At 43.3% G+C, this 17,393-nt stretch carries 11 protein-coding genes; 3 read left to right on the forward strand and 8 right to left on the reverse strand.

The window, feature by feature from the left end; genetic code table 11:
• Positions 1-4: 4 nt before the first annotated feature.
• From katG to HUZ36_RS18895, 3 genes are all read right to left on the reverse strand, one after another.
• On the reverse strand, positions 5-2,227 hold the full coding sequence (gene katG / locus HUZ36_RS18885) for a catalase/peroxidase HPI (protein WP_176033687.1): 2,223 nt from the start codon (positions 2,225-2,227) through the stop codon (positions 5-7).
• 386 nt (positions 2,228-2,613) lie between these two features.
• Positions 2,614-3,393: a class I SAM-dependent methyltransferase gene (locus HUZ36_RS18890; protein ID WP_125252597.1), complete on the reverse strand. Its 780-nt coding sequence runs from the start codon at positions 3,391-3,393 to the stop codon at positions 2,614-2,616.
• A gap of 435 nt (positions 3,394-3,828) precedes the next feature.
• Positions 3,829-5,847: a S9 family peptidase gene (locus HUZ36_RS18895; RefSeq protein ID WP_176033688.1), complete on the reverse strand. Its 2,019-nt coding sequence runs from the start codon at positions 5,845-5,847 to the stop codon at positions 3,829-3,831.
• A gap of 479 nt (positions 5,848-6,326) precedes the next feature.
• Here HUZ36_RS18895 and HUZ36_RS18900 point away from each other — a divergent pair, with 479 nt between their 5' ends.
• Complete coding sequence (locus tag HUZ36_RS18900; protein WP_128732690.1) at positions 6,327-6,740, forward strand: VOC family protein; 414 nt, start codon at positions 6,327-6,329, stop codon at positions 6,738-6,740.
• Positions 6,741-7,105: 365 nt separating this feature from the next.
• Here HUZ36_RS18900 and HUZ36_RS18905 read toward each other — a convergent pair whose 3' ends face one another.
• The 5 genes from HUZ36_RS18905 to HUZ36_RS18925 form a co-directional block, all read right to left on the reverse strand.
• Positions 7,106-9,817, reverse strand: a complete 2,712-nt coding sequence (locus HUZ36_RS18905; RefSeq protein ID WP_176033689.1) for a lamin tail domain-containing protein — start codon at positions 9,815-9,817, stop codon at positions 7,106-7,108.
• A 354-nt stretch (positions 9,818-10,171) separates the two neighbouring features.
• A complete protein-coding gene (locus tag HUZ36_RS18910) occupies positions 10,172-10,705 on the reverse strand; it encodes a GNAT family N-acetyltransferase (protein ID WP_176033690.1) in 534 nt (177 codons plus the stop codon).
• Positions 10,706-10,752: 47 nt separating this feature from the next.
• Positions 10,753-11,481 carry a 5-oxoprolinase subunit PxpA gene (locus HUZ36_RS18915; RefSeq protein ID WP_176033691.1) on the reverse strand — a complete coding sequence of 243 codons (729 nt, stop codon included), beginning with the start codon at positions 11,479-11,481 and terminating at the stop codon, positions 10,753-10,755.
• A gap of 9 nt (positions 11,482-11,490) precedes the next feature.
• A complete protein-coding gene (locus HUZ36_RS18920; RefSeq protein WP_176033692.1) occupies positions 11,491-12,291 on the reverse strand; it encodes a D-glutamate cyclase family protein in 801 nt (266 codons plus the stop codon).
• Between the two features lie 10 nt (positions 12,292-12,301).
• On the reverse strand, positions 12,302-14,098 hold the full coding sequence (locus tag HUZ36_RS18925) for a glycoside hydrolase family 3 protein (RefSeq protein WP_176033693.1): 1,797 nt from the start codon (positions 14,096-14,098) through the stop codon (positions 12,302-12,304).
• 174 nt (positions 14,099-14,272) lie between these two features.
• Between HUZ36_RS18925 and HUZ36_RS18930 the strand changes: the two genes are divergently transcribed.
• Together HUZ36_RS18930 and HUZ36_RS18935 are read left to right on the forward strand one after the other, a co-directional pair.
• Positions 14,273-14,617, forward strand: coding sequence for a VOC family protein (locus tag HUZ36_RS18930; RefSeq protein WP_125252605.1), 345 nt, complete (start codon positions 14,273-14,275; stop codon positions 14,615-14,617).
• Positions 14,618-15,165: 548 nt separating this feature from the next.
• Positions 15,166-17,358: a sensor domain-containing protein gene (locus HUZ36_RS18935; RefSeq protein ID WP_217704718.1), complete on the forward strand. Its 2,193-nt coding sequence runs from the start codon at positions 15,166-15,168 to the stop codon at positions 17,356-17,358.
• Positions 17,359-17,393: the final 35 nt, after the last annotated feature.

A 17,393-nucleotide genomic window follows, 5' to 3' on the forward strand; every position in this document is an offset into this window, starting at 1 on the left:
GCGGTTATTTTAGGTCAAAGCGGTCCAGTTGCATGACTTTTACCCAAGCTGCGATAAAATCATCAACAAACTTCTGCTTGGCATCGTCTGAGGCATACACTTCTGTAACTGCACGAAGTTCAGAGTTTGAGCCAAAGATTAAATCCACAGGTGTTGCCGTCCACTTGATTTCACCAGTTTTACGGTCACGACCTTCATATAAGCCCTCTTGACCATCCACTTTCGACCACTTGGTTGACATATCAAGCAGGTTGACAAAAAAGTCGTTACTTAATTGTCCTGGCTTGTCGGTAAATACACCGTGATCAACACCTTGATAGTTGGCATCTAACGCACGTAGACCTCCAAGTAACACGGTCATTTCTGGCACGGAGAGATCTAGCATATTGGCTTTGTCTACCAACATGTCAGCTGGTGACATATAGGCATCCTTACTGTAGTAGTTACGAAATGCGTCGGCTTTTGGCTCTAAGTAGCTAAACGAGAGCACATCAGTTTGTGCTTGTGAGGCATCTGTTCGACCTGGGGTGAACGGTACACTGATGTTGTGTCCGGCATCACTTGCTGCTTTTTCAATAGCAGCGGCACCACCTAATACAATAAGATCCGCGATAGATACTGCTTTTTTGCCTGCGCGTTTATTGAAGTTGGTTTGAATGTCTTCCAGCTTGGCCAGTACTTTTTTTACCTCTTCTGGATTGTTAATTTCCCAGCTGATCTGTGGCTCAAGACGTAAACGCCCGCCATTTGCACCACCTCGCATGTCAGTCACACGGTGACTTGATGCTGCTGACCATGCGGTTCTGATCAGCGCTTGTGTTGTCAGGCCAGAGTCGAGGATAGATTGCTTCAGCGTCTTAATATCTTTATCGTCAATTGTCTGGTGATCAGCTTGAGGAATTGGGTCTTGCCATGTAAGTACTTCACTCGGTACTTCAGCGCCGATATAACGGGCGCGTGGTCCCATATCTCGGTGTGTTAGCTTAAACCAAGCCTTTGCAAAGGCCTCTTCGTATTGCTTTGGATCTTTGCGAAAACGTTCAACAATTTTGCGATATTCAGGATCTTCTTTTAGCGCGATATCTGTAGTAAACATAATAGGTGCATGGCGCTTACCTTTTATGTGTGCATCTGGTACTAAGTTGGCTGCGGCCTTGTTATCTGGGATCCACTGTGTTGCTCCCGCTGGGCTTTTCGTTATTACCCAGTTAAAGTTCATCAGATTATCTAAGTAGTTTGTTGACCACTGAGTTGGGGTTACTGTCCAAGCGCCTTCTAAACCACTGGTTGTTGTATCTGCACCTTTACCGGTTCCGCACTTGTTTTTCCATCCAAGGCCTTGCTCTTCTATTGCTGCTGCAGCGGGTTCTTTACCCACACAGTCAGACGGTTTTTTGGCTCCATGTGCTTTACCAAACGTATGGCCACCGGCGATAAGCGCAACAACTTCTTCGTCGTTCATTGCCATGCGTCCAAATGACATGCGAATATCTTTTGCTGCAAGGAGTGGGTCTGGTTTACCATGGGGACCTTCAGGGTTGACATAAATCAGTCCCATTTCAACTGCGGCAAGCGGCCCTTTCAATTTGCCTTTTTTGTCGCGTCGCTCGTCTTTTAAGAAAGCGTCTTCAGGACCCCAATAAACGAGATCTGGCTCCCAGTCATCTTGACGACCACCAGCAAAGCCAAAGGTTTTAAAGCCCATTGACTCAAGTGCTACGTTTCCTGCAAGTACCATAAGATCCGCCCAAGACAGACTACGACCATACTTTTGCTTGATAGGCCATAATAGTCTTCTTGCTTTGTCTAGATTGGCATTGTCTGGCCAACTATTTAAAGGATCAAAACGCTGCTGACCACCTGCTGCACCGCCTCTACCGTCATGAACACGATACACTCCTGCGCTGTGCCAAGCCATGCGGATCATAAATGGACCATAATGCCCCCAATCGGCTGGCCACCAATCTTGTGAGTCGGTGAGTGTGCGTTCAATATCCTGTTTAACCTGTGTTAGGTCAAGCTTGCTAAATTCGGCTGCGTAGTCAAAGTTTGCTCCGTATGGATTTGATTCTGGACTATGCTGTCTTAGAGGGCTGAGGTTTAATTGTTCTGGCCACCAAAATTGGTTGGTTTTTGCTTCGCTTATCGCTGCAAAACTTGGTGCAGATAAAGTCGTTGTCACTGCAAGTGCAACAGCTGATAACATCGTTCTTGATTTTTTGTTCATGGGTGCTCCCCTTTGAATAAATTGGTCGTAACGTTCGCGTTAAACTTTAGTTCACAAATCAAAAAGAGAAAATCCAGAAAAATAAATCACAGCATTCGGAAAAATGAATCGTTATTTTTTATTAAATAACAGTGTTTTACCTTTTATTTGTAATTTCGCTTAAGTTAGATCAAAATTATAAGAAACTTATAAAAATACCTTTCAATATTTTTTTGATAACTAAAGGTTAATTTTTTGATGTTCAATGTTGGGTTTTGATGGTGGATCAAACAGTTTTTAAAAAAGCATTGTTATGGAATTTGAGCGAAGTGAAGACAAATACGACGATTCAAGCAAATGTCTAAAGGTTGGTAACTTTTCTGAACAAAAAGCTTAAAACACGCAAACTACTCATTTGCATGTTTTTTTGCCATGACTGAAAATAGTAAAGGGACTTGCTGACCTTTGTGAAGTAACTGGAAACCATGTCCAGGCACAGCCTCAAGCCCGTCAAAACAGTTATACGGACTAAAAGGATGTTCATCGAAGTGTGTGATTGTAAGGCCTGCTTGCATTAGTGCAGTGAGCACCTCGCCGATTGAGTGAGGCCAAGTAGCGATGGTTTGAGTATCGCTTTGTTGGTTTTCGGTGTAAGTAGCCTCTGTTGTTACATCGGGTTGCTGCTTTGCAAAGTATGAGTAGCCCATATTAAGATCAATACTTGGGTGAAATTCAACAAAGCAAAACTGACCTCCCGGTTTCAGGGCATTGGCTATCGTGGTGGCCCACGATGAAAGGTCGTGCAGCCAACAAATCGTACCATAGGATGCAAATACAATATTAAATTTGTCGGTATTGGTGCTGCCAAACTTTTCAATGTCCTGACAAATAAAAGTTGCATCCAGCTTTGTTTGCTGTGCTAGTGTATTCGCGCGTCTAATGGCCTCTTGCGAGAAATCGACGCCCGTAACTTTGGCACCAAGTCGAGCAAGTGAAAGTGAATCCAAGCCAAAATGACACTGCAAGTGAAGTATGCTTTGCTCAGACACACTCCCCAATAACTCACATTCAATTGTATTTAGTGAAGATTTTCCCGCTAAAAAACTATTTACGTCATAAAACGTCGAATCAAAGTGCGCAATCGCTCTTTCTTCCCAAGCTTTTCTGTTTAGAGAAAGGTAATCCATATTGATCCTCCTTAAAAAACTAATTTCTAAATAAACATTACTGCGTACTGCTGCTAATACGCTCGCAATTATACTGATAAGGGCTCAATGAGTGCTATTCATATCGTGAGCAAATTTGAGATAAGTCGGTCATAATAAGTAAGTACACGCTACTGAAGCGAAAAAGTATTGTTAGTTAGGTAATCTGCGTTTCTTGCTAATATATGCTCACACTTTCCAAGTAATCGCCATAGAAAGTACGTTTAATATAGCAAGCGTAAAAAAGTTGCTGAAAAATAAAACCCCATTTTTTCATAGGGTTAGTTTGTACCATGAAGGGTTGTAAATGAAGTGAATATGCTTTTCACCTTTCAAGTTGGTCTAAGTGTTAATTTAATAGTTAAAAGCACACTGAGGTCGGCTGACCTCAGTGTTTTATCGAGTTCAGGTGATTTACTACTTCTTCGGATCGTGCTTATCAAACCACCACTGAATGTACGCCACTTTATTTAATAGATTAGATGGCCTTTTGGTAATGCCGTGTGAAGCGTCTGGGATTCTCACCATCGCGGTTTCTACTCCTTGCAGTTTTAGCGCTTGATAATATTGCTCCGTTTCTGAAATTGGTGTGCGATAATCGGCTTCCCCTGTCAGTAGCATAGTCGGTGTTTTCACGTTACCTACATAGCTAATTGGCGAGCGCTTCATATAATGATCCAAATGCTCCCATGGCTTACCAGGAAACCAATAATCTGCAAAAAATGGATAGAAATCAGCAGTTAACACAAAGCTATACCAGTTGATCACAGGCTTTGCTACTACAGCGGCGGCAAATCTGTCGGTATGGCCAACAGTCCACGCAGTTAATACGCCACCACCAGAACCTCCGGTAACAAATAAGCGGCTCTTGTCTATATATCCTTCACCAATTAAGTGATCGACGCCAGTCATGAGATCGTCAAAATCATGGCTGGGGTAATTATGGTGAATAGTTTGTGCAAACTCTTTGCCGTAGGAGTCACTACCGCGTGGGTTCATATACAGTACAACATTACCTTGAGCGGCAAAAAGCTGAACTTCAGCGCTAAAATGTGGGCCATAATTAGCAACTGGGCCGCCGTGGATCTCAAGCACAAGTGGATATTTTTTGGATTTATCAAACCCAGGAGGGTAGGCAACCCATGCCTGAATTGGCAATTGATCATGCTTTGACTTTAACCAGACCTCTTCAACGGTTGCCAGTGTTTTATCGCCTAAAGCATCTTCATTTAGTGCTGTGATAGGCCTAGGCTCACCGCGCTTAACGATGGCAACGTCGGCGGGTCGTAGCGGATCTGCCAGTGTAAATGCAACTAGGCCACGGTCGCTAATGGCATAATCGCCACCTGAATATGGACGTCCAAAGCTAACACTACCAATGGCATCGGTTATTTGTTCAAAACGTCCCTTTAAAGGCTGATAAGCTAAAGTGGTTTTACCTTCATTATCGTAGCTAACATAGACTCCACGGCTATTGGCTGCCCATGTAACGGAGTCTAGACTTCTATCTAAATCGGTGGCATAGGTTTTGGTCTCACCAGATTTAAGGTCTTTGATGTAAAGTAGGCTGTTTTCATAATTGGTTTTTTCATCGTCATAGCCAAGGTAGGCAAGGTATCGACCATCTGGTGAGACGGCGGGGTGGTTATCTGGCCCCTTTCGGTCGGTTACCGCAGTGATTTCAAGTGAGCTTAAGTCTAGCTTGTAGACTTCACTATTGGCTGGGTTTAGTTGGTTGTCCTGATGGCGATTAGCTGAAAAATATAGGGTTTTTCCATTGTCAGCAAAGCTAATTACGCCGCTATGATTAAAATCACCAGAGGTGATTTGTTTGGCATTCCCACCATTGGCATCCAGCTTAAAAATATGATTAAAACCAGAGTCTGTATAGCCTGCGCCATCAGCACGGTAATACACATCATCGATAAACACGGGTGGCTTTGCCCACTTTGCACCTTCAGGCTTGCCTTTTATGGAAACTGGAGGTGCTTTTTGGCTTGGTACAAATTGGCTAAAATAGAGGCTTTTGCCATCTGGTGACCAGTGCAGCCCTGATGGGCCATGAGTTAAGTTACTGATTTTTGCAATGGCACCGGTATCTAGCCATTTCACATAGATTTGGCTGCTACCATCACGAGTGGAGATAAATGCGACTCTGTCATTGCTCGGTGACAGAACTGGAGCATAGTCCATGTGGAGGCCAGAAGTCACAGGCTGCATCGCGTTTGTTGACAGATCAACAGACCAAATATTGCTGACTTTTCTGTCGCTTTTGATGTCCATGCGGTTACGCACGAAGAATACCTTGTCGCCGTTGTTGCTGATGTCTATTTGATTGGCGTATTCAAGGTTAAAAATATCGGTTGGTTGTAGCGGAGTAGCTTGCAGTGTCAATGCCGTGCTGGCGATAGCTGCGCTTGCTAAAAAGTGTTTCATAGCTGATCCTGTTGCTTATTATTTTCTCTACTATGGCGTTTATAACGGCTTAATCAACTCTTTGCGATGAACGCGCTGCTGTTTACTAATACAATGCTGTATTTCTCTGACTCTGGCCTAATGCAAGCAGATTTACCCTATAGCAGGGTGTAATAACTTAAGAGAGTAAGCTGTTACCTCACGCTTAGGTTATACCAATAAGCCTTAATACTTGGTCAATGTGAAGGAGTAAACCTGACGCTAACTGCGTTAAAAATTTCTCATTTAGTACAATTAAATAGCGAAACTTTCTCGCCTCAACATAGACCACTTAATGAAGATAATCGGTATTACTGAATATTCCTGATGTCGAAATATGCGCTGTAACTTTGCTCTTTATTAAAAAATCGCTTTACCTAAACATAACTTAAGGTTTTATGGTGTGCAGCGTATCAACAACACATCGAAGTGCGCATCGAGCGTAAAGTAAGGAATAGTATATGTATTTAGAGCATGTAAACTTAGTTGTAAGCGACCTAAAAGCAACACTGGCATTTTATCAAGCGGCTTTCCCACATTGGAAGGTGAGAAGTCAGGGGCAAGGAGAGTGGCACGGAAAATCACGGAATTGGCTGCACTTCGGCGATGACTATCACTATATTGCATTTAGCGATCACGGAGAGGGGCAAAACAGGGTACTTACAGGTCACCAAGTTGGCTTTGCACACTTTGCCTATGTTGTACAAAATATAGCAAGTGTTGTAAAGCGGCTAACAGAGGCGGGATACGACGTTGATAAAGTGGGTGCGCAGCATCCATATAGAAAAAATGTCTATTTTATTGACCCAGCAGGCTTTGAAATTGAATTTGTTGAGTATTTAAGTGATTTACCAACGCAGCGCAACAGTGACTGAAGTCAAATTAAGTATTTCGCCACATCAATTCGAGAGTTGACAGAGAAAATAGCCGCGAAGTTGCGTAAAGCACCTGGCGGCTATTTGAGTTGGGAGGGCTTTATCCCCATTCAGGTTATTTAACCTGAGGTTTGGATAAGGAATGTTCCAACTCATTGTTGCTAAAGTACAACTTAGTTTTTTCTTGTCTAGCCAGAGAGTTTTAGGGAAAACACCGCTCCCGCGTCCTGCTCTCGCTAAGGTACCTACATCCTGTAGGCAAGGCGAATTTACGCACCAATAGCTGGCTATTGGAAGTGAATTCAACGCAGTTAGCGCTAAAACTGGCTGCTAGAAAGGCATTAATTATCCGCAGCTCAGGTTATTTAGTTTTGATAGTTTGACCAGCGTTTAATTTGCTCAAATACCGCAGGTGATGGCTCGCTTTCTTTCTGTACCGCTTGTCTATCACTGTGCATGATGGATTTCTGCGTCCGAGACTCCATATCTTGCTTTGTATGGCCGCTGTTCGCACCACTCCAAAATTGCGTAAAGTTGAGTATCAGACTTGACCATTCATCATAGTCATTGAGGACCGAGGTATTGTCATTGTCACCGTTAAGGTCAAAGTTGGTTAGGAGATCAGAGGTACTACCGTTACAGTCAAAGTCGATTGCCTCAGATTTATCGTTGTTTAGCCCTTTTGACTCATCGATATTCGCTTCATTTATTGGCTTATTATGACCATGCGAGTAGTCAATTATAAAATGTTCTAAGCCTTCTGCTGGGCTATTTACCAGTGCAGTTCCCTTAGGGAAGCAGTTTTCGTTACTATAAAACCATCGACTTAAGTACCGATCTCCTTCTTTATTCCCCACCGTTGGCAAGCCATCGAGTTGATATAGGTAGTTCATCACACTCACATGGTTTGGTTTGAAGTTTACATTTTCATTGCCACCATGATACAAGCCAAGGTTGTGACCTAGTTCGTGCATAATGGTGCCAGCTTGAAAGCTGTAAGTTACATTGGCTGCAATTTCTGAATTAACATTTAGCCCCCAATTACCAAGTGAAATCATCAAGTCATTGCCAAACAGTTCTGCTAAACCGGATGAACCTTGACTGCCGTCTTCTTTTTGGCTGTTGGCCATCAACATGTAGTGGAAAATAGGTTTACGTTTAAGGTCAAAATGCTTTGCTTTGTGATCCAGTACGCTAGGTGCGGCTTCTGTGCTGGCAAAAGTAGTGGTTTGCACAAAAGGAATTCGACTACCACCACCAAGGTCATAATGTGCCGGTGATAACCCATCTGCCTGATGGTATAAATTTCCTACATCAAAGTGTACCGCGATATTTTGTGCTGCAAAAGCTGCTTTCACTTTATCAAGGGCAGGTTTTTGCGGAATAATACCGGCATCTTCACTGTCCATGTAATCCACTTCAATAAAAATGTCTCTGATCCCAGCTCTTGCCCCCCATTCATATAAAGGTAAACCTGCAAAGCTGCCACCAGGCTGTTCAGCACAATCTGGGATCCCGTCTAAATCAGCATCCTCATCGCAAAGTACATCGTTTTTGCCACCTGGAGTGAAAAATGATGCAGGCTGCCAATCATCTATCGTATTACTGTCAATAAGCAAGTTTGTTCTAACTAAGCTTTGGCCTAACTGAGTAGAAATAGGCTGCATTTGATCACTTTGTTGCCACTGTGAAGCGGTCGCTGGCGTGTTCTGGCTTTCGCCAAAACGCACAAAATCAACGGTTTCTCCTTGCTTGTTTTGTAACTCTACATATCCAGATTGATACCATGCTGGGGCGTACAAGCCTTCACCTATCAACATTAATTGCGACGAACTGGAGACGCTATTTTGCCACGTTTGCGGGCCATGCTGGTTTTGTATCACAATATACTCACCAGGTTGCAATAATAGCGCTGTTAATGGAAATACCCGCGTACCTCCATCAGTATAATTCTCAAGTGCAACGCTTTCGGTGACCAGCTGATACTGACTTAAGTCTATTGCTTCATTGGTACCGTTATATAACTCTACCCAGCGATTATCATCTATGAACTTGGATGATGAGATTTCAGTTATCAGTAAGTCTGTGTGCGCAGTGACAAAATTAATCGTCTGGGCTTGTGTCGCGCTTGTGCCATAATAATTTGTCACGGCATCTGTGATTATGAGCTCATACTGTGAACTGGCTTGCAGCGACTCGTTGGGTAGCAAGGTCAGAGTATAATGTACATCCTCTTGTGCTTGTCCAACGGAAAAAGGTACACAAGTTTGGTCGTTCATCTTACGAAGTTGAATAGCGCCATTGCACTCAGGAGTCCCAATCTCAGTTACCCAAGATGCAGACATGTTGTCGTCGAAGCGCAGCACTAGCTCATCTGTTGTACTAAAGGGAGTCGTGTCAGACTCAGGGTAACTAGATAGTAATTGTGGCGCTGAGGTATCAACTACATCAATCAACACTTCAGCTTCGGTGGATAATGCGCCATCAGATGCACTAAAACGCAACACTTCTCTATTAGTGCTATTTTTGTGTGGCGTGTAGCGGTATGTCTGTGTTGATCCATCAATTAGAGTAAGATCACCAGAAAGCGGTGGTTCATAAGTAACCGTAATGGCGTCACCCTCTGCGTCTTTGGCATCAAGGGTGAACTCAAGGGTATCATTAAACTCTACGTTGTAGGCACCGCCTGTCAGCTCCGGCGCTTGATTAACTTGTTTGATCGTAACCGACACACTTGATTCGGCTTTGTCACCATCATTGTCTGTAGCGCTGATTAAGAAAACGACATTGATATCTTCTGAGACCTCAGGGGCAATAAATGAAAGACCTGAATCACTGAGTGTGAGGTCGATAACCTCTGGCCCTTCCGTTTGTTTTACGGTACGGGTTGCAACGGAGCCATCACTATCAGAAATTGTCACTGAGCCACTGACGTAGCTTCTTTCATCGGCACTGGACTCAAGTGCTGAAACTATCTGTGGCGGTGCGTTTTTATCGTCACCACCTGAGCCACCACAACCACTAAGGTGTAGCATCCCTAAACTTATCAAAGAAAGTTGGAATATTTTTTTATTCATTATTATTGATCCTGAACTATGGCGTACATCCGGCCATCAACTTACTTTTTTAGGGACATTAAGTACAGACTTGGGTGTTAATGAATGTAAAAATTCCGCATTAATTTACTAATTTGGGTTATATTTTTCCCGGAAAGAATGAAAGTTAAGCCAGTTATCAGCTAAAAGTGTATTAATTAACCCAAAAATCGGGGTGATTAATACCTCTCTCGCAGTCAGCTTTAGCGTTAACTGCGTCAATTTGCTTAGTTATTATCAAAATGCCCTACATAAGGAAAAATTTGATGCGGGCTTAAAAACAATGAACTGGCGCACTTCTTATCCAAAGCTCAGGTTCGTTGTACCAAACACAGGTTATGGGGCTAGCATTCCAAATTTTTCATCGTTTACCCAGTGCCCAGCAATTTGATAGTTGTCCTTTAATGTGCCCTCTAGCTCAAAGCCGAGTTTTTTCAGCAGCCGATGTGAAGCTTGATTACCTTGAGTCACGGTTGCAACAAGCTTATGGTAATTACATTGCTGCCACGCGAGTGATAGCACCGCTTGAGAGGCTTCATAAGCGTAACCTTTTCCTTGAAACTCGGGGGCTATCATAAAGCCCAGCTCTGCTTGTTGAAAAGGCGTCCACATACTTAAAAAGCCGTGAAGCCCTACGGCGATACCGGTTGCTTTTTCCTCAATCACCAGCGTAAGCCAGCTATTGTCTTCCTTGCGCCACTGTCCAAGCCCTGCACTTAAGCGTGAGTTAAATTTCTCCCGTACTGTATCTTCGTTGGCTATATCACCGATATAGCGCATTACATCAGGGTGCTGGTGGAGTGCTTGCCAAAGCGCCCAATCGGACTCAAGAAGTGGGCGCAAAGTGAGTCTCTCAGTTGTTAGCTGCATGTATTATTCCTTAAATGATGAAATCCATCTCTGTAAAGTATCACAATCTACTGATTTATCATGCTTTTTATTTCTTGGATTAACGCAATGCTGGCCGCATTGTCACCGTGAACACATAAAGTATCGGCACGCAATGTCAGCGACTTACCTGATGCCGTAGTAACGCGACTATATTTGCGTAGTTGTTCAACTTGCGCTAGCAGTGCGGCTTTGTCATGCACCGCAAGTGGTTCTGAACGAGGTGTTAGAAGCCCATCGTCACGATAAAGCCTATCTGCAAAGGCTTCAAAAATTAGCGTGACACCGTGCTGCTCAGCGAGCTTTTGATGTATATCTTGTTTTGCACTGGCCAATATCATCAACTTCAGTTTTTTGGGGTAACACGCAATGGCGTTAAGAACTGTGGTCATCACAGCTTCTGATTTCATCATATCATTGTATAGTGCGCCATGTGGTTTTACGTAATGTAGACTCGTATGTTGCACCTGTGCCATCCCATCAATAGCTGCGATTTGATAATGCAGGTGATGTGTTAACTCTTGTGCACTGAGGGACATCGAGCGTCGGCCAAACCCCTGCCGGTCTGGGTAGCTCGGATGTGCACCTAATATTACTTGGTGGTTTTTGACCAATGTCAGTGTCTTTGCAAGTACATCTGGGTCGCCCGCATGAAAGCCGCAAGCGACATTTGCCATATCAATATGTGGCATGACTTGTTCGTCTAAGCCCATCTTCCAAGCGCCAAAGCTTTCGCCTAAATCGCAATTTAACAACATGCTGTTTTCCTATTTGTGTACTGCTAATTCTAAATCTTGCATGTCTGTTACCAGCAAGTGATGTGGACAATTCATTATACAAAATTCAGGCGCGGCTTTGGTAATCGCTAACTGTGCCGTTAAACTGGAACCCCAAAATACCGGTAAGTGGTTGTGACTAAAAGTTAGAGGCTCTCCAAAATTAGGCTTACTAATATCGTCTATACCAACTTCTTGTGGTGTGCCAAAATGTAGTGGCATCGCAAAGGGAAGACGGCTTAGGGTCGCTGCTTGAATTGTCTTGATTAAGTCTGGTTTCGACAGCGCCCGCATTGCCAGTACTTGTGTTGCGGTGTATTTACCAACTGGGTTACAGGGAATGTTACTGATGTAAAGAGGTAAGGGAGTGGTTGGGTTTACCGAATGAGAAGCAATACCATACTGGCTGAGTAAGTAGTCAAAAGACAGGTAACTGGCGAAGAAAAATGTGACTAAATCATCTCGCCAAAGTTGCTCAATCTGCAGGCACTTTTGTGCTTGTTGTCCATTCTTAAAAATTTGATATTTCGGTATGTGGTGGCGAATATCAACCTCTTTTCCCAGCTCATCAGCACGAAAGCAACCGGGATCCGTTGGTGGTATAAGCAGTTTACACGTTTCTGGATTTCGTTGGCAAAAGTTGAAGAAATCATAGGCTTCACGTTGTGGCAAAATGATTACATTGCACTGGGTGAAGCCTGGAACAAACCCCTTAGTTGGACCGCTATAGTCCCCATCTTTAATCATTTTTCTGATTGCGTATGGTGCGCTCAAAGAAGCACTGGGATCCATAAAGTCTCCATCACTTATCTATAGTCACGGGTAGAGAACCTTGCGCTTTTGCTATGCCCAATAGCACTTTAGCCAACGCGGTATAAGCAGGACCCGAGACCTTGTCACCGTTAACTATATCTACATTATAGGCGTAACTCGCTAACACTGCGTCACTGAAAGGTGCAAACGTACTAATTTCATAAGGGGCTCTTAGGCTAATAAAAACCTGTTTTTTTGCCAATTGTTTACCTTGTTTCAGTAATTTTTGCAGTGCGGCGGGCTGCTCGTTTTTCGCAACACCATGCGCACGTAGTTTTTTAACGTCGTCCATCCCACCTATCTCTACAGCACTTTGTGGCGGAGAAGCATGAGCGGCAATGACCACATCAGCTTGTGACATTGCTTTGAGTGCAATATCAGGGTCGTATGCTTGTAAACTGGTACAAGTCACCGTTAGTGGATGTTGACTTATTGTCTGTAATGCTTGCTCAAGGGCCAAGCATTTTTGTCTGTCGGGCATTATCAGATGAAGCGTTTTAACGTCATTTGAAAGTGGTACCAGTCCTTCATTTTTTACTTGTGTGATTGCAGCTAGGGCGAGCTCAGCTTCTAATGCACGATGTTTCGGGTTGCCAAGTGTAGAGTGTGCGATTGCGCCGGATGCCGCGGTATTGGGTATTTTATTTTTTAGGGTGGTAATACGGGATATCGACTCATTCAGCTGGCTTTTATCAAGCCTACCGCTTTCAGCGGCTTGAGCCAGCTTACTCATATATTGTTCAAAGCGTTCAATGTCTTTAGGGCTTCTAATTGCAATCGGCATCAGTGCAATATCAACACCGGCGTTAAACGTTGCAATAGTGGCGTCAACTGGGTTAAAAAAGTCACTGATCCCGGCCATATCCAAAGCGTCCGTCACCGTCACCCCTTGGTAGCCAAGCTCGTGCCGCAAAAGTTGTGTCATAATTTGATAAGACATGGTAGCAGGCTTAATCATGCGTTGACCTTGGGAATTTACAAGTGTGCTGCTATCAAGTGCAGGGTATTGAATGTGTGCAGTCATGATCATACCTGGTGGATGTGCCTTTATGATCTCTGCAAATGGAAATACATCCTGACTATCAATCGTTTCGCGGTCGTGATCAACTCGGGGTAAACCAGTATGACTATCAACGTGGGTGTCACCGTGACCTGGGAAATGTTTTAACGCTGAGATCACGCCTGCGTCTTCAAATGCTTTTACTTGAGCAAGTCCTAACTTTGCGACAACTTCAGGCGTTTCGGAAAATGAACGTACATTGATCACTGGGTTATTGGGGTTGCTGTTGACATCGACTGTTGGTGCAAAATTAACATTAATGCCTAAACTATGTAGCTCTTTACCAATTGCCTCTGCGACTTTTGTTGCATAGCTATCACCGTGTTGTAGGTAAGTTGCGCCAATACTCATGTTTCCAGTAAATGAGGTGGCTTGTTGACGATTAATGCGAGCAACCCGGCCGCCTTCTTGATCAATAGCCACAAATAAAGGAAGCTTGCTTTTACTATTTTGTGCAGCGCGTTGAAGTGCGTTACTGAGGCCAACGATTTGAGTCGTATCTTGTACATTCTCGGAAAACAAAATAGCACCACCAATCTCGTATTGGCTAATTAATTCTGCCAATTCAGGGGGGAGCGTGGTCATCGGTATTCTGCAATCGGCACTGGCTTTTTTGTGGTCGTGACAGTAATAACGAAAGTCGAGCATTAACTTTTGTCCAAGCATTTGAGGTGTGGTTAGCGGTGCTGTTGTTTCAGAAGCAGTAGACGAAGAAGTGAAACTCATGAATGTGATAGTTCCTAAAATAGTTCCTAAAGTAGAGAGCAAAGATAATAATCGCACAATCAATAATAAACGCTGAATAAAATTGCCTACACTGTATCACTGATATGGAAGTGACTACAAAGTGCAAAACCTGAAAACAAACGAAAATATTGGTAACACGAGAAGGAGAAATCAATGAATAATCATATTGACTACATTGAATTGGCAGCGAAAGACTTACCTGCCACGCAGGCATTTTTTGAACAAGTATTTAACTGGCAGTTTGAATCATACGGGCCTGATTATATTGCTTTTTCAAACGCAGGGTTGAATGGTGGTTTTTTTACAGCGCAAGGTAGTTCAAAGCAAGCTAACGGCGGTGCATTAGTGGTGCTATATAGTGATGACTTGGAATTAGCACAAAGTAAAGTAGAGCAAGCTGGAGGTGAAATAGTTAGAGCAATATTTACGTTTCCAGGTGGTCGCCGCTTTCATTTTGTTGAGCCAAGTGGCAATGAGTTGGCTGTCTGGTCTCAGTAGCCACAGCGCAACAGTATAATGTCATGTTAGCCAGATGGTTGGATATTACTCTTGTGGAGATCAATTTAACACGGCTACGGAATTGTCTCTGCTAGACAACAAGCAGTTATCTCGAGGCCTGTTACATTTTCTGTCAAACGCTTTGTAAAGCCTATTTACAGAGCGCTATCGTTTACCATTATTGCTATTTAATTTCAGTTATCTTAATTAAGTGGTGTATTTGGGGGTTAGCAAACCTTGGGATAACACCGCACCTACGCTGTGTTCTCGCCAAAACTCTCTGGCTAGATTTGGAAACAATTTAGTGTGACTTTAAAAACTACCTATTAGCCGACTCCTTATCCAAATCTTTGGCTATTTACGCTTTGCCGTTGCTCCTACAAACTTGAATTTACTACTGCCGTGAACAATAGTTAGAACTTACCTAAGCTCGCATTTTTTGGTATCAGACAGTAACACAATATCTTATTGGCTCTGGGCTTTTAGTGTTGTGTGTGTCGTGTTTTTACCAAAGCGTTTTCCCTTACTCAGTTCAGGTTAGTTGGGCGATGAAAGTAATATTTTCAGGTATTAGCATTGTGTTTCTGATAGTGGTGTTGATGGCCGATAAATTTGCTTTATTTAACCTGAACCTCTTTGTGTATTGTGCCTTATGTTTCGTTATATTAGCGTTACTGTTGTGGTATTTCAGGAGCGGTGTATCACGGCAACAAAGTATTCACTTAGGAGCTGATGCACCCTTTCCTCAGCTGTTGCTAGATGGCTCAGGGGTAGTTGTACAGGCTAATGATGAGGCGCGGTGTTTGTTTGCTGATGTTGCTTCTGTGGAAGGGGAGTCATTAGACGCTTTAATCTCGGTCTCAAATACTAAACCAGAGTCAGAACAAGGGTTATTACCTGTGTTACTTGGCCAACTGAATCCAAACTGTACTCTTAAGTGTGACGGTAGCGCGATGACGGCTATCGTTGTGCCACTGTATTTTAATGGCTCACATTGTCGCTATATATGTATTTTCAAAGACATGAAAAAAGAGGTAGAGCTAACTGAGGCTTTTGAAGCAGAGAAAGAGCTGCTCGAAGTTACAGTAAACTCAATAGGTGATGGGGTGATATGTACCGATACTCAGGGGATCATTACTTATGTTAACCCGGTGACAGAGGCTGTGCTGGCGATGTTGAGTGAGGAGTTGGTCGGGCGGCATTTTGATGATGTCATGTCTTTGTATCACGAGGTGACTAAAAAACCACTCAAGAAGTTTCCTGAACGTTGCCTCAAGCAAGGTCATACAATTTGCTTACCTGAACTTACCTCGTTCACGAACCATTTAGGGCTAACCTTTGCAATTCAAGATTCATTCTCTCCAATCATTGCTAAAGATGGTACATACTTGGGGACCGTGATGGTGTTTCAAGATGTCACAGAATCAAGGCTAATGGCGAAAAAAATGAACCATTTGGCCCATCATGACGCCCTCACAGGCCTGCCAAACAGACTCTTACTTCATGATCGGCTCGTTCAGACGTGCAAAAGAGCCAAGCGGGTGCAGCATCAATTTGCTCTGATATTTGTAGATGTGAATAAATTTAAGAAAATCAATGACTCTCTTGGCCATGATTATGGAGACTTACTCCTCAAAGAAATCGCAAGTCGACTCACTGGGCAAATCAGGCGGTGTGATACTGTTGCAAGAGTGGGCGGAGACGAATTTGTGATACTCATTGACAGTATCAAAAACAAAAAATACGTCCGAAAAGTGATTAGTAAAATATTGGCGTGTGTTAATGGTCAATATACGCTCGAGCGAGTAACTATCAAAGCCTGCGTTAGCGCTGGAGTCGCTATTTATCCAGATGATGGCGAGGACTCTGAAGCATTAATAAAACATGCCGATGCCGCTATGTACCGAGCTAAGAAAATAAAACAGACAGAATTTCAATTTTATAACGCTCGTTTAGATCATGAAGCTGAGAAGCGGCTGCAACAAGAGAGCGACCTTATTGCAGCGATACAAAATCAAGCATTTATGCCTTTTTATCAGCCAATTATTGATGTCCACACACGAAAAATAAAAAAGCTTGAAGTACTAGCTAGATGGCAACAGGGCGATCAACTACTGCTACCGAAAGACTTCTTTGAAGTTGCCTGTGACGGTGAATTGATGATTGAAATTGGCAAACAAATCCGTGAAAGAGCACTACGAGCAATGCAGGCTTGGTGCAATACCTTTGAAAATCTAATTATCACGTTTAACTTTTCTTTGGTGGAATTAACGGATCAAGTGTTGATGAAGCAGTTTTTAGCACAGATTGCACAGTATAAAATAGCGTATCGTCAAGTTGAGATAGAAATTAAAGAAGTAGACATCATTGACTTAATTGAGACAGCACCAGCCATTCTACAGCAGCTAGAACAAACTGGGATTCGTATTGCGATTGATCACTTTGGTATTGGTCATGCTAACATGCTGTACCTACAGGATTTTGTATTCGACGCAGTAAAAATCCCACCGGCGTTTCTGGCTTCATCAGAGTCTTTAACTTCACAGAATAACCTAATCAAAGTGATTGTCCAAATAGCGACAACACTTGGGATCGAGAGTACAGCTGTGGGGGTTGAAACACCGATACAAGCAAAATCATTAAACCTTGCTGGGTGTCACCTTATCCAAGGAAACCACCTATGTCCTCCTTTATCAGAAGCTGACGTCACGCCAGTACTGGCAAGAGGTAAAGCCATATAAAATCAGTGGTCTGCCGCCATGACGTGTTGGCGTGA

The sequence above is a fragment of the Pseudoalteromonas sp. McH1-7 genome (assembly GCF_013366255.1).
GTDB lineage: Bacteria > Pseudomonadota > Gammaproteobacteria > Enterobacterales > Alteromonadaceae > Pseudoalteromonas > Pseudoalteromonas peptidolytica.

Coding starts and splice junctions, on each gene's coding strand:
- HUZ36_RS18915 (WP_176033691.1), bottom strand. CDS start 11,481: ATGTTGTTAAATTGCGATTTAGGCGAAAGCTTTGGCGCTTGGAAGATG.
- HUZ36_RS18930 (WP_125252605.1), top strand. CDS start 14,273: ATGAATAATCATATTGACTACATTGAATTGGCAGCGAAAGACTTACCT.
- HUZ36_RS18905 (WP_176033689.1), bottom strand. CDS start 9,817: ATGAATAAAAAAATATTCCAACTTTCTTTGATAAGTTTAGGGATGCTA.
- HUZ36_RS18900 (WP_128732690.1), top strand. CDS start 6,327: ATGTATTTAGAGCATGTAAACTTAGTTGTAAGCGACCTAAAAGCAACA.
- HUZ36_RS18920 (WP_176033692.1), bottom strand. CDS start 12,291: ATGGATCCCAGTGCTTCTTTGAGCGCACCATACGCAATCAGAAAAATG.
- HUZ36_RS18910 (WP_176033690.1), bottom strand. CDS start 10,705: ATGCAGCTAACAACTGAGAGACTCACTTTGCGCCCACTTCTTGAGTCC.
- HUZ36_RS18935 (WP_217704718.1), top strand. CDS start 15,166: ATGAAAGTAATATTTTCAGGTATTAGCATTGTGTTTCTGATAGTGGTG.
- HUZ36_RS18895 (WP_176033688.1), bottom strand. CDS start 5,847: ATGAAACACTTTTTAGCAAGCGCAGCTATCGCCAGCACGGCATTGACA.
- HUZ36_RS18925 (WP_176033693.1), bottom strand. CDS start 14,098: ATGAGTTTCACTTCTTCGTCTACTGCTTCTGAAACAACAGCACCGCTA.
- HUZ36_RS18890 (WP_125252597.1), bottom strand. CDS start 3,393: ATGGATTACCTTTCTCTAAACAGAAAAGCTTGGGAAGAAAGAGCGATT.
- katG (WP_176033687.1), bottom strand. CDS start 2,227: ATGAACAAAAAATCAAGAACGATGTTATCAGCTGTTGCACTTGCAGTG.